Annotated in this window: 11 protein-coding genes; 5 read left to right on the forward strand and 6 right to left on the reverse strand. The window is 59.7% G+C overall.

Annotated elements, in window-relative coordinates; all coding sequences use genetic code 11:
* Positions 1-72: 72 nt before the first annotated feature.
* The 4 genes from C4334_RS07865 to C4334_RS07880 all read left to right on the forward strand — a co-directional run bounded on the left by C4334_RS07865 (position 73) and on the right by C4334_RS07880 (position 3,514).
* Positions 73-723, forward strand: a complete 651-nt coding sequence (locus C4334_RS07865; protein WP_352431536.1) for an L-threonylcarbamoyladenylate synthase — start codon at positions 73-75, stop codon at positions 721-723.
* Between the two features lie 400 nt (positions 724-1,123).
* Positions 1,124-1,612 (forward strand): SRPBCC family protein, encoded by a 489-nt coding sequence (locus tag C4334_RS07870; RefSeq protein WP_352431537.1) that lies wholly within the window; start codon positions 1,124-1,126, stop codon positions 1,610-1,612.
* Positions 1,613-1,942: 330 nt separating this feature from the next.
* On the forward strand, positions 1,943-2,311 hold the full coding sequence (locus tag C4334_RS07875) for a hypothetical protein (RefSeq protein WP_352431538.1): 369 nt from the start codon (positions 1,943-1,945) through the stop codon (positions 2,309-2,311).
* Positions 2,312-2,497: 186 nt separating this feature from the next.
* Positions 2,498-3,514 (forward strand): PA0069 family radical SAM protein, encoded by a 1,017-nt coding sequence (locus C4334_RS07880; RefSeq protein WP_352431539.1) that lies wholly within the window; start codon positions 2,498-2,500, stop codon positions 3,512-3,514.
* A gap of 17 nt (positions 3,515-3,531) precedes the next feature.
* On the opposite strand, the gene C4334_RS07885 is transcribed toward C4334_RS07880, so the two are convergent.
* The 6 genes from C4334_RS07885 to C4334_RS07910 form a co-directional block, all read right to left on the reverse strand.
* A complete protein-coding gene (locus C4334_RS07885; protein WP_352431540.1) occupies positions 3,532-4,233 on the reverse strand; it encodes a methyltransferase domain-containing protein in 702 nt (233 codons plus the stop codon).
* A gap of 222 nt (positions 4,234-4,455) precedes the next feature.
* Entirely contained in the window at positions 4,456-4,689 is a 234-nt protein-coding gene (locus tag C4334_RS07890; protein WP_352431541.1) for a hypothetical protein, read from the reverse strand.
* Positions 4,690-5,470: 781 nt separating this feature from the next.
* A complete protein-coding gene (locus tag C4334_RS07895; RefSeq protein WP_352431542.1) occupies positions 5,471-7,072 on the reverse strand; it encodes an ABC transporter substrate-binding protein in 1,602 nt (533 codons plus the stop codon).
* Positions 7,073-7,229: 157 nt separating this feature from the next.
* A complete protein-coding gene (locus C4334_RS07900) occupies positions 7,230-8,369 on the reverse strand; it encodes a glycoside hydrolase family 3 N-terminal domain-containing protein (RefSeq protein WP_352431543.1) in 1,140 nt (379 codons plus the stop codon).
* Between the two features lie 118 nt (positions 8,370-8,487).
* Positions 8,488-11,202, reverse strand: coding sequence for a DNA mismatch repair protein MutS (gene mutS / locus C4334_RS07905; protein ID WP_352431544.1), 2,715 nt, complete (start codon positions 11,200-11,202; stop codon positions 8,488-8,490).
* Between the two features lie 244 nt (positions 11,203-11,446).
* A complete protein-coding gene (locus C4334_RS07910; protein WP_352431545.1) occupies positions 11,447-12,451 on the reverse strand; it encodes a TerC family protein in 1,005 nt (334 codons plus the stop codon).
* Positions 12,452-12,603: 152 nt separating this feature from the next.
* On the opposite strand from C4334_RS07910, the gene C4334_RS07915 reads away from it, so the two are divergent.
* The gene (locus C4334_RS07915) at positions 12,604-13,539 is read left to right on the forward strand and encodes a glycoside hydrolase family 130 protein (protein WP_352431546.1); all 936 of its coding nucleotides are present in this window, start codon (positions 12,604-12,606) and stop codon (positions 13,537-13,539) included.
* The last annotated feature ends 118 nt before the right edge of the window (positions 13,540-13,657 follow it).

Raw genomic sequence — 13,657 nt, forward strand, 5'->3', positions numbered from 1 at the left:
GCGGCTCACTGAAAGGGTGGACGGCGCGAGAGGACTAGCGCCGAAAAGCCGATGGACCAAGCGATAAGGAGCATGAGCGATCATTTGACGAAGATCGTTAAAGATGGCGAAAAGGCGCGCGCGCTAGCTAGAGAAGCTGTCGCCGCAGGGGGCGTCATCGCGTTTCTCACCGATACTTTTTACGGTTTGGGCGCCGACCCATTCAATCCTGTCGCTTTACGGGCCATCTTTCGGCTCAAGGGTCGGGACGAAGGGAAGCCGATCTTGGTCATCGCCAGCGACATGGAAGCGGCCTCGCGTTTGATGGTCGAACGGACCCCCTTATTCGATCTTTTCAGCGCGAGGTTCTGGCCCGGTCCGTTGACGCTCATAGTGCGCGCGCGGCAAGATGTGCCCGAAGAATTGACCGCCGGAACAGGCACGGTGGGCATCAGGGTCCCAGCAACTGAAGCCGTGCGCGCGCTGGCGCGCGCCTGCGGTGGTCTGTTGACGGCGACCAGCGCCAATCCGTCGGGCAGTGAGCCAGCGCGCACAGCGGAGATGGTCCGCAGCTATTTCCCTACCGGACTTGCGTTGATCGTCGATGGCGGCAGCGCGCAGCTCGATCTCCCTTCAACGGTGCTCGACGTAAGCCGACACGATGCGCCCTCGGTTATACGCGAAGGAGCCGTTTCGCGGGGCGAAATCGAAACGGCGTTGCGCTCTGAAGACGAAGCTTCATGAGGCTCTGCGTAAAGCTCTTGCTCGATGCGCTGCAACTCGATACGACGATGTTGCGCGATCTTGCTCGCGTTCCTATGCCTCACGCAGTCTTCGTTGGCCAACAGAGGCACGCTCCGTCGATTATCGGCACCGGACGAAGCTTCCCTCGAAAATTGCAACGGCTTTCTCTCTTCTGCTTTCGGGCATTTGCATAGATGTTGCCGTTGCGCTTCTCAGCGCGGAAAATCTGCGTATGGGCGGCGTTTAGTGGTGGTTGAGGAAGAGCCGCGAGACCTCGCGTGCCATGCGCGCCGCCGATTGTGCAAAGCGATGCGCGAACGGCGATGAATTTTCAATACTTTCGTTGAAGCTTCGGCGTGAATTCGTCAACAAAGAGCACGTAGGATCGTCGCAGAGAAAGATGAAGATCCATCGCCTTCACTTCACGCAACGATTGCCCATCGGACTCGACGAGGCATGGCGCTTCTTCTCCGATCCGCGCAACTTACCGGTGATCACGCCTCCATGGTTGAACTTCCGCATCACCAGCGAAATCCCCGAAAAGATGTACGCCGGGTTGATCATCACCTATCGGGTCAGCCCTCTGCTCGGTTGGCCCGTCGGCTGGGTGACCGAGATCACGCACGTCGCGGAGCCCCGCCTCTTCGTCGATGAACAGCGCTTCGGCCCTTACAGGTTCTGGCACCATCAGCACATCTTCGACGAAACGCCAGACGGGGTCGAGATGCAAGACATCGTTCATTACGCCCTTCCGTTCGGCCCCTTGGGACAATTGGCCAACTCGCTAGTCGTGCGCCAGAAGTTGCACGACATATTTAACTTCCGTCGTTTAACGCTGGAACGCCTCTTTGTCGGAAAGGAAGTCGCAAGCCTTTATCGAGAGGGCTGAAAGCGATTCGATAGGAAAAGACAAGAATTCGGCCATTCCTCGGTTCCCCCTTAACAACGGATTCACAGGCAAGGCGCAACTCCCGTGCCCATAAGGTATTTCACCGTGACGGCGCGCTGCCGCTTCGAGCGGGGGTTACGGTTATTCAGCCCACACGGCGTGATACGTCGCGCGGTAGTCGGCGTTGCGCGTCGCTTCAAGCGGCGATACGGCTATTCAAACCACAGCAAGCGGTTCGCTGGATAAGCCACTTTTGTTTTGCTGATGCAATTTTGTCTCGTAGAAGACAAAGTGGTATCATAACTCTCATGAAAGGGAGCTGGCGATGGGATGAGCGAAGATCTGACGAAGCGAGAAGATAGAAAGATCAACCTTTCGGCGCGCAAAGGGGAGAAAAAGCGAATCGAGGATCTGTTGCCGACAGAGCGGCGGGTCGTGCGCGCTGAGCGCGTTTCCGTCTGCGAGGCTGAGCCATATGGCTGGATCGCCCGTTCGGAGTCTGATCCGAATCTGATCTACCATCTATTTTGTGATCCGCAGACTCGCCGTCTGGTCTGCACCTGCGCCGATTTCGCCTTTCGTGGCGATGCCGTGCCGGGCTTCGAGTGCAAACACATCGTGGCGACGTTGAAGTTCATCGCGCGTCGTTATTTAGCGCGCGAGTATGATCCGCAGCGGCAGTTGAAACGCGCCGCTTGAAAGTCTGGGGAAGCTCGAACGGCTTTTCATGCGCTGAGCGCTCGTCCGTCGGGATTGTAGGATGCGGTTTGAGGTTCGAATTGAGACGGAAACATTAGCCTTCGTTCGTCGGAGTTGAAAAACAGAGCCTTGAAGGACGAGATTCGATTTTCTCATCGGTTTTCAGCGCCCTTTATTTTCCGTCCTATGCGTTACATCAGCAATCCGCCCAATCCTTGGGCGAGCGAAGAGGTCGAATGGATCGGCGAGCCGCCCGAAGCGCGGCTGGAGATCTACGAAGAGACCGAAACGCGGTGCATCATCACAAGCAACAACAGTCCAGACATCGGTTTCGACTATTCGGTGAACTGCTATCGCGGCTGCACGCACGCTTGCAGCTACTGTTTTTCGCGTCCGACGCACGAGTATTTGGGATTCGGTGCGGGGACCGATTTTGAAACCAAGATCGTCGTCAAGGTGCGGGCGGCTGAACTGTTGCGCGCCGAACTGGACCGCCCATCATGGCGCGGCGACCTGCTGGTCTTCTCATTCACCTCCGATCCTTATTTGCCGCTGGAGGCGCACTATCGCTTAACGCGCCGTTGCTTGGAGGTCTGTTTGGATTATCGCCAACCGGTAAGCATCGTGACGAAATCGGCGCTGGTCCGACGAGACAAAGATCTGTTGCGAAGATTGGTCGAAGAGGCTGATTGCGCCGTCCATTTCTCGATCCCTTTCCGCGACCCCGAAATCTCGCGCGCGTTGGAACCTTTTACGGCGCTGCCTGATGCGCGCTTTCGCGCCATGCGTGAGCTTGCGGAAGTCGGCATCCCTGTCGGCATCGGGATCGCGCCGGTCATCCCCGGATTGAATGACGCAGACATTCCAGAACTCCTCAAACGAGCGCATGAAGCGGGCGCGCGCACGGCTTGGATGACCATGCTGCGTTTGCCAGGAAGCGTCGCGCCCTACTTCGAAGAACAGGTGCGAGCGAAATTGCCGACTCGCGCCGCGCGTATCTTGAACCACATCCGCGAAGAGCGCGGCGGCAAGCTCTATGCGAGCGAATTCGGCGCGCGCATGAAAGGGACAAGCGAGCAGTGGCGCATGGCTGAACGTCTTTTTGACGTTTACTGTCGTCGGCTCGGATTCAACAGCACGCGCAACGCGCGAAGACGAACTTTCCGGCGTCCAAGCGAGCAGGGCGCGCTTTTCGAGCGATGATGGCAGAGCTTGCGAGATCAGCGTCCCGTCGCCCGGAAGATGAGAAAATAGTCCATGCCATCAGGTTTGACGAAGTCGTAATCGGCGACCAGTTCGAATCCAGCGCGCCCGACTTCCTCGACCACCGTCTCGCGTGCGACGCCATGATCGTCGCCCGTCCCGTTACGGTCAATGATGCCGACCAGTGCTCCTTTGCGCAAAGCGCGGCGTAGATTCTTCATCAGGCGCACAGGCTGCGCGATCTCGTGATATGTCTTCAAGATGAGCACGGCATCGATGCTCGCTAGCGGAAGAAGCGGATCGTCCTCTTTGCCTAGCACGGTGCGAATGTTAGTCAAGCGTTCTCGCTGTGCGCGCTCTTCGATGTACCTCAGATAATCGCGGTTGATCTCAACGGCATAAACCGTGCCCATCGGTCCAACGCGCCGCGCGGCCCTGACCGTAAACCATCCAGAGCCGGCGCCGATATCTGCGACGTTCGCTCCAGCTTTGACGCCGAGGATGTCCATGACGCGCTCGATCTGCAATTTCCGATCGCGTTCCGGATCCTCGAAGATCGAAAGATCCCCTTTGTATGGTTCGCTCGTCGGGCGCGTGACCCTATCCGCAGAGGTAGCCTGCGGTGCGGGTTTGGCCGTCGGCAGAACGGCGCATCCGCCAAGCGTGAACGCCAAGGCGAGCAGCGCGACTTGAAGAGTTTGGCGTAAAGTGCGTGACATCATTTGCGACCGCCAGCGCGATCGAAGGTTGAGATGAGGCGGCGTGCTGCGAGGTTGCCGCTTCTTCGCCTCGGGCGAAACGGCTGAGACCTTTGAGGGAAAAAGACGAACACCATAGGAACCCATCGCGCGCCGAATCGCCGCCGCAAAGGGATCGAATGTTTTCAGATGGACCGATTCGACCAAGGCGGTTTATGACGAAGGGCGGTAGCTCGAAGCGCTTCAATTCGTCGAACATATGTCTGCGATTATGGCTCCGCCCACTCCGAACAGGATTGAGTAGATGAGTGCGCGTTTGACTCTCGGCGAAAGCTTGGGCGTTTTGATCTGCTGCACTTGTGAATAAGCGACGCGCTTGATCGTGCCGCTTCGAGGGTCGGCGATGACGAAATAATCGTCGGCGATCTTGGCGATGTAGCCTTTCAGCTTGCTGCTGTCTTTCAAGACGACTTCCATCCGCTTGTCGGATCTGACGCCGATTTCGGCGATTTTGGCTTTGACATACGGCGCGGCTGCGTTCGTCTGTTGCCTGAAAGATGGCGTTGAAAAGTACGCGACGAACGTCAATGTGAGCGATAGGGAATTAAGCCTTTGACTGCGAGCATATCGCTGCCTCTCTTCGATTGGCTGAGCGAGCAACAACTTGTGCCCAGCAGGTCACCCCTTCTGGCGATCTATCGCCGACAGATGTGCGTTCATTACACTTTAGCGAGCAAGTGCAGTGCCGCGCCCGACTCGGTTTGAAAAAAGCGCGTGCCAGACGCACCGATAACCTCGAAGCTTCAAGCAAGATTCAGGAGATCGGCCTTTTGCAGACAGAAGCTACATCTCTAACTTAGGGGCGACGTAGACCTTCATCGGTTGACGCAGCATCTTGGCAGCACACGTGCGAGGGAAGCGAGAAGGCTTCATGAAAGGCATGCAGAAGTCGAATCTGCTGGTGACCGCAAGGGGAGAAAGTGCAGAGGAAACGGAGCGAACCGCTCACAAGGTTTCTGCGATTCCCATGGTTCGATCCATCTTCGAGACAGAAGTTAACCGGGGAGCTTCGACGGGCGGCCCTGTTTCCCTTCACGTTCGCGCTCTAAAGGCCGCTTCCCCCGAAAGCGGCTGGGACCGCAAAGCGGCCTGCTCCGCCCTCATCGCAGAGGCGCGGAGAATCGCAAGGCCGTTTGGGAGCTAAAGAACGCTCGAGCGAGAAGACCGCTTTTCGAGGCGAAGCCCTTTGGTCTTCAGTTCATTGCACGGTGACGTTGCGGACGAAGCTCCAATCGCCGCTCGGATCGATCTTGATGTTGCCGACGTTGCGCCGCGCGACGATCATGTTATCCGGGTACCAGAGCGGCAGCATCGGCACATCGCGGCTGATGATCTGTTGGGCTTCGACGTAAAGAGCGCGTGCGCGCTCGCGGTCGGCGGTCGAAGTCGCTTCTTGCAGGATGCGATCGAGTTCCGGGTTGCTGTAGCGGCTGCGGTTGAAGGCACCGTTGGTGGCGAACAGATCGCGCAAGAAGATAGGATCCTGATTGCCGCCGACCCATCGTCCGATGGTCATTTGATATTGCCCATTGCGTTGCGCGTCGCGTAGGACGTTATCTTCCAGAGTCTCGATCTCCAATCTCAACCCGACCAGTTTGAGTTCGTTCTGCATAACGCCAGCGACGGCGCGTGCGACCGCGTTGCTCGAAGAGATCTTCAAGCTGATGGGCCGGTCTTCGTTGCGCAATCGCGGCCCGTCTCCGTCTGGGTCGCGTAGGCCAGCTTCGTCGAGCAAGCGTTTCGCCCGCGCGGGATCGAACATGTAGATGGTGCCGGGCGCATAAGCCCAGGAGGATTCAGGCAGGATCGAGTGCGCGACGCGCGCTTGACCGAGCAAGAGGTTGCGCACGATCTCTTCGCGGTTGATCGCGTAAGCGATCGCTTGACGCACGCGCGCCTCTTTGACTAGATCGGCCTGCGCGTTGAAGCCGAGGTATTGGATGTTTGCGCCCGGCGACTGGACCACCTGCAGGTTCGGATCCTGTGCCAGCGCGCGGTAAGCATCGGGCGAAAGGCTCGTGTTGATCGCCATCGAGATGCGTCCGGCGCGCAATTCGGCTTGCAGCGTGTTGGCATCCAAAATCACGCGCACGCGCAAACTCTTGATCTTTGGGGCGCCTTCCCAGTAGTTCTCGTTCGCCGCGAGGTCCACCACTTGTTGCGATTCGTCATAGCGTTCGAATCGGAACGGGCCGCTTCCCAACGGTTGCGCTCGCTGTTGTTCGGCGCTTCCTTGCGGGATGATGCCAATCGGGACGAGGTTGGCGAGAAGTTCCGGCCAAGGTTTGCTCAAGCGAACGACGAGCGTGCGCGCGTCCGGCGCTTCGATCGAGGAGATGCGTGGTTGCCTATTCGATCCCGCGCCTTCAAAAAAGGGGGCCGCTTTGCGCGAGTCGGAAGCGAGCAGCGCATCGAGCGTGTACTTTGCGTCGGTCGCCGTCAATGGCCGTCCGTCATGAAAGCGCACGCCGTCGCGCAGTTTGAAAGTGTAAGCGAGAGCGTCGGAAGATGGTTCGATCGTTTCGGCCAGTTCGCCGACGTACTCGAAGCGTTCGTTTTTCCGGACGAGCGTGTTGAACATCAACTGGCGCAAACGTTCGCTCGCGGCATCGGTGCTGCGCAACGGATCGAGAGTTTCAGGGCGCGCTTCGAGCGCGAGGACGAAGCGGTCTTCCGCTCGACGGCAACCGGATACGATGAACAGCGCGACGAATGAAATGAAGAGCGCCGAGTGGATGACGAATTCAATTCGCCAGTTCGTCGCAGACAGGCCAGCAAAAAGCTTGAGCGTTTTTCTCATCAGAAACCTCCTCGGTATCTACGGGTGGATGCAAGGGAGGGGGAGAGGTCAAGATCGCCGCCGTCGAGAGAACCGATCTCTCTCGTCGAAACGCGGCGCGCGAAGATCCGAGATCGGCGAAGGGAAAGCGTCGCAACAGCCGTTCGTCTCGTCGCTTTCAGATCTTCCCTCCATAAGTGTAATCCAACTGTCGGTTGAGCGCCGCGATCTCGTCGGAAAGTTGACGGAAGCGTTCGGGATCGAAAGGAAGCGGCGGCTGGACGAGCGCCTTGAAATCGGCGATGCGACGAAGCGATTCAGTCAGTCGCTCTTGGCTAATGCGCCCGCTGCGGACGGCTTGCATGAGAGCGTCGCGCCCGCGTTTGATCAGGTCGGGCCGCGCGCAGATGAGAAGCATATCCTCGCCGGCGTTGATTGCGCGCACGGCGGCGTCCTCGATCTCGTAGTGCTTCGCGACGGCGCCCATCTCGAGATCATCCGTGATGACCAATTCGTCGAAGCCGAGTTCGGTGCGCAGTAGCCCGTTGATGATTTCAGGGTTGATCGAAGCTGGGATCAGCGGACCGCTCACCACTCCCTGACGGACGCTGATGTTCGGATAGCAACCGTGTCCGACCATGACGGCGTGGACCAAGCGATCCTCGCGCGTGAAGAGTTCGATGTACGGGGCAAGATCGTGCGCGATCAGATCGTCGTGCGACAGCGGGATGACGGGCATCTCTTCGTGCGAATCGACTTCGCCAGCGCCGAGGCCGGGAAAGTGTTTGACGCAGCCCAAGCAGCCCGTCCCCTGTAGCGCACGCAGATAGGTCATCGCATAACCTAAGACTTCACCGGGCGAGCGTCCAAACGAGCGCGAATAGAGGCCATTGGCCAGCACGTCGCGCTCTTCGGTCATGATCGAGAGGACGGGGGCGAAGTTCATGTTAAAACCGAGGAGGCGCAGTATCTCGCCCGTGACGCGCCCGAGCGTACGCGCGCCTGCAAGAGAGCCTTTTTGGCGGATGACGCGAGCTGGCGGCATCGGAGTAGCGATCTTGCGTAAGCGGTCGACAAGCCCGCCTTCTTGATCGATACCGAACAGAGGCGCAACGGGCAGCATCTCGCGTATCTGATCGAGAAGCGAACGGAGCTGTTCGGGTGAAGCGACGTTGCGCGCGAAGATGATGATGCCGCCCGGTTGCACGTACTCGACGAGCGCGCGCGCTTCGCGGTCAAGCTCTGGTCCCGGAAGTCCGATGTAGAGCAGTTGTCCGACTTTCTGTTCGAGAGAAAGGGATGCGAAATCTTGGTCCATTTTTTCGTTGCGGTTCGGCTGAAATCTTTACTTCGCTCCGCGTTGGATGCCTGTGCGCGGGAGAGGCGCTGCTTGTCACCTGTTCGGACTCGGCCGATCGTCGGATCCGAGTTGCAACCTAGACCATACGACGTTGCAGATCTCGGATCAGCGCCTGCGCCTCTTCGGGCGAGAGGCTTTCTACATCAACGGCTCGCAGCTCGTCAAGCAAGCTCTGATTGACGGCATCGAACAGGGTCGCTTGGGCCGCAATGGCCCGCCGACGGAGCTTGCGCGCGGCGCGCCGGAGGGCATCGCCGTTCTCTTCGCGAACAGTCATTGCTGACTCCTCTTCAGCGAAGACGTCGAGTTCGTAGCGCTCCAGTCTCTGAAGCACCTCGCGCGCGCGTTCGATGACGCTCATCGGCAGCCCTGCGAGTCGCGCGACCTCGATGCCATAGGATTTGGAGGCTCGTCCGCGCGCCAGTTTGTAGAGGAAGATGATGCGTCCATCGGATTCGGCGACGGTGACGTGATAGTTCTGCGCGCCCGGCAGCCGTTCGGCCAGCTCCGTCAGCTCATGGTAATGCGTGGCGAAGAGCGTTTTGGCCGCGTGTTCCGGCGAATCGTGCAGGTATTCGGCGACGGCCCAAGCGAGCGAAAGCCCATCGAAAGTGGCCGTGCCGCGCCCGATCTCATCGAGCAGGACGAGCGAACGCGGGGTCGCGCCGCGCAGTATGCTGGCCGTTTCGGTCATCTCGACCATAAAGGTCGAGCGTCCGTGAGCGAGATCGTCTGAGGCTCCGACGCGCGTCCAGATGCGATCGAAGATGGGAAGGCGCGCGCGCTCCGCCGGGACGAACGATCCCATCTGGGCGAGAATAGCGACGAGCGCTGTCTGCCGCATCAGCGTGCTCTTGCCGGCCATGTTCGGTCCGGTGATGATCAGCAGGCGGTCGGTTGAGTTGTTCATGTAAAGGTCGTTCGGGATGAAGGGCGCCGAACTGTTGGCCTCGATCACCGGATGGCGGCCTTGAACGATCTCGAGTTCGTCGCCATCGTGAAGGATGGGGCGTACATAACGGCGCTGCGCTGCCGTTTCGGCAAGCGCCGCGAGCGCATCGAGCGTGGCGAGCGCGCGCGCCGTCGTTTGAAGCCGTTTGGTTTCGGCGGCGACGCGCGCGCGTAGTTCAGCGAAGATATGGTTTTCTAGTTCGAGGATGCGCGTTTCAGCATCGCGCGCTTGCGCTTCCCACTCTCTGAGTTCGGGCGTCGTGAACCGTTCGACGTTCGAAAGCGTTTGGCGTCGCTCGTAGTCTTTGGGCACGCGCGTTGCGCTCGCTTTCGAAACCTCGATGCAGTAACCGAAGACGCCGTTGTAGCGTATGCGCAAAGAGGCGATGCCGGTGCGCGCGCGTTCGCGCGCTTCCATTTCGGCGATGGTCTGCTTGGCGTCGCGCGAGACGGCGCGCAATCGGTCCAGCTCTTCGTTGAAGCCTTCGCGGATAACGCCGCCGTCAGCGATGTTAGCCGGCGGTTCATCACTGATCGCGCGGGCGATCAATTGACGCGACTCCGCCAGATCATCCGCCGCTTCGACGAGCACGCGAACGAGCGATGCCTCTACGCCTTCGAGCGCGCGTCGGACGGCTGGCACCTGTTCGAGCGAACGGCGCAAAGCGACGAGATCGCGGGGGCCGGCGGTCGCCATGTTGAGTCGCGCCGTCAAGCGCTCCAGATCGGCCACCTCGCGCAGCGCGGCGCGCAAACGGTCGCGCAGCACCTGTGAGCGATGAAAGGCTGCCACCGCATCGAGACGAGTTTCGATCTCGCCGCGCGCAATGAGCGGGCGCTGCAGCCAAGCGCGCAGAAGGCGCGCGCCCATGGTCGTCACGGTCGCGTCAATGACGCCGAGCAGCGTCGCTTCGCGTCCCGCGCGGCTTGTCGACTCGAACAGTTCGAGGTTGCGCGTTGTGACCGCATCGAGCACGAGATAATCTTGCGTTTCGAAATACTCGATCTCGGCGACGTGTGCGACCGCATCGCGCTGCGTTTCGCGCGCGTAACGTAAACAGGCCCCAGCGGCGCGCACCGCTTCCGGATGCGCGTCGAGTCCGTATCCGGATAGATCGTGAACGTCGAACTGCGCGCGCAAGGTTTCGGCGCACGCCTCCTTTTGCCACAGCCAATCGTCGAGCGGCGTGAGTGAGAGGTCGAGTTCCGGGACGGGCGCAATGCGCGCCACCGTGTTGGTTGAATCCATCGGCAGAGCATCGGCTGCCAACCCATAAGTCTCGCGGATCAAGGGCGCAAGCGAGGCCGGGAAGAGAAGCTCGCGCGGCGCAAACTGTTCGATCTCGCTGCGGATCTGTGCCCAGGCTTCTGGTCCGGTCGTTTCGGTCGCGCGAAACTCGCCCGTTGAAAGGTCGAGGAAAGCGGCGCCGAACGTCGTGCCCGTGCCGCAGACGGCGGCGAGATAGACGGGTTCGCGCGCGTCGAGAAGCTGCGGGTCAATGGCCGTGCCCGGCGTGATGACGCGAACGACGTCGCGCCGAATGATTTTCTTTGATTTGCTCGCGTCTTCGAGCTGCTCGCAGATGGCGACGCGGTAGCCTTTGCGCACGAGGCGCGCGATGTAGCTTGCAGCTGAATGGTGCGGCACGCCGCACATCGGGATGGGCGAGCCACGTTCCTTATGGCGGGCCGTCAACGTGATCTCAAGCTCGCGCGCACCCGTGATGGCGTCGTCGTAGAAGAGTTCGTAGAAGTCGCCGAGGCGAAAGAAGAGGAGCGTGCCGGGATACCGGCGCTTTAGTTCATGATACTGCTGAAGCATTGGGGTGAGCGTCGTCATGATCGAGCGAAGAATACAGCCTACACTTTCCGCCGTTGACGAGCAAGCGGCGATCGATCAACGCGATCACGTGCCGCAATAGCGGTCGGCATGTGCAGCGGAGCTTGATTCGCGCTGCGGTCAAGCGCATCGAAGGCAATAGTGCCTCGCCGCGCCCACGCGGCTACGCCATGACGTTGCGGGGCAAAGGGATCTGCCGAAAGGTGCGTTTAAGAAGGGCATGGCCGCGAGCGCGTTGAAGCGGCTACCTTTTCGATCCTATCTCCTCTTCTTCGCGTAACGACGGATCGCTGTGCGCAGCGGGCTCGACGGGCAGCTCCGGACGTTTGGGCCAGATGAGCGATGCGATGACCGATGCGGCCAGCACCGTTGCGACTATGGACAACGGCAGAAGCGGCGGAATGTGGTAACCGTAGAACTTTTCGATCAGGTCTTCGCCCAGCATCTTGATGCCGATGAAGATCAGCACGATCGAAAGACCAAGCTTGAGGTAGTGGAACTTTTCGACCACGCCGGCGAGCAGAAAATAGAAGGTGCGCAGTCCCAAGATGGCGAAGACGTTCGACGTGTAAACGATGAACGGGTCGCGCGTGACGGCGAAGATGGCCGGAATGGAGTCGACGGCGAAGACGAGATCGGTCGTCTCGACCATGACCAGCACGAGGAAGAGGAGCGTGCCGCTCAACCGTCCGCCGACGCGCGTGAAGAATTTTTGTCCTTCGTAGTAGTGCGTGATCGGCATGTAGCGCGTCACGAGCCGCACGACCGGGTTCTGTTCCGGGTGAATCTCGCTCTCCTCATGGCGCAACATGCGAATCCCAGTGAAGATGAGAAAGGCGCCGAAGACGTAAATGATCCAGTGAAACCGACTGATCAACGCAGCGCCCATCAGGATCATCGCTGCACGCATGACCAGCGCGCCGAGCACGCCCCAGAAGAGGACGCGATGCTGAAATTCGGCAGGGACGCGGAAATAAGAGAAGATCAGCAAAAAGACGAACAGATTATCCACCGAAAGCGATAACTCGATGAGGTAGCCAGTTAAAAACTCTATGCCTCTGGTGTGTCCGAGTTTGTAAAAAACTCCTGTGGCAAAAGCCAGCGCCAGCGAAACCCAAACGACGCTCCAAATCGTCGCTTGGCGATAGCTGACCGTATGTGAACGGCGATTGAAGAGGCCGAGGTCTATGGCGAGCATCAGCAAAATGAAAAGCGTAAAGCCCGCCCATGCCCAGATCGGATGTTCCATAAGGCCGTAGATATAGCATCGGCTTCAGGCGAACGCAATCGCCGCCGAATGAAACCACGCGGGGCGGAAGCGAGATCTGCACAGGGTCGAATCCGTTGCGTCGGCCTCTTCGGTGTGGGTTGAAATTCTCTCATTTGCTGCCGGTGCCGAAGGTGATAAGATTTCGAGCCATCATGGACCTGTTCGAGCGCCACCCGCAAAATCCGATCCTGACGGTGGAAGACCTCCCTTTCCCAGCCATCGCCGTTTACAACCCCGGAGTCGCCGAGATGGACGGTGAAGTGGTCTTGTTGTTGCGCGTCGAGGGCGAAGACGGTCGGTCACGCCTTTACGTCGCGCGCAGCCGCGACGGCATCGGTGGCTGGCAAGTGGCGCCGACGCCGCTGCTTGCGCCCGAGGACCCGGAAAGCCCATACGAAGAGTTGGGTTGCGAAGACCCGCGCGTCACATACGTCGAAGAACTCGGCGAGTACGTCATCGCCTACGTCGTCGTCAGTTCACCGGGGCCGGGCGTTGCGCTGGCGCGCACCCGGGACTTTCGCGCGGTGCAACGCATCGAGATGGTTCTTTCGCCGCCGAACAAAAACGCCGCCCTTTTCCCGCGACGCATCAACGGCGAATGGGTCATGTTGCATCGTCCGGCGTCGGGCGATGTCGCGCACATCTGGACCGTTCGCTCCAAGGATTTGGTCTATTGGGGGCATCCGCATATGGTCTTGCCGGAGCGCGGCGGGACGTGGTGGGATGGGGCGAGAGTAGGAGCCGGCGCCGTGCCGATCGAAACGGCGCAAGGGTGGTTGATCATCTACCATGGCGTCAAGGTCGTCGCCGGCACACCCAACTACCGCCTTGGCCTCGCGCTGCTCGACCTAAGCGATCCGGCCAAAGTCGTGGCTCGTTGTCGGCATCCAGCTTTCAGTCCGAACGCGCCATATGAGCGCGTCGGCAACGGCGTCAACATCGTCTTCACCTGCGGCGCATTGCTGCGCGGCGACGAGGTTTGGATGTACTACGGCGCTGCCGACACTTGCATTGGACTGGCGAAAGCCAAGCTCGATGACCTGTTGGAATTCGCGCATCGCGCTTAGCTCATTCAAGTTAACTGAGTGCGCGTCGGCGCTGGAGTCGGCATTCGCGCGTTGCGCTTTCAAGTGGGTGGCGTCCTCCCCTCAATAAATTGAGGGGCATCCGCAAGCGGATGCACGC

It is taken from the genome of Pyrinomonas sp., assembly GCF_040289685.1.
Taxonomy (GTDB): Bacteria; Acidobacteriota; Blastocatellia; order Pyrinomonadales; family Pyrinomonadaceae; genus Pyrinomonas.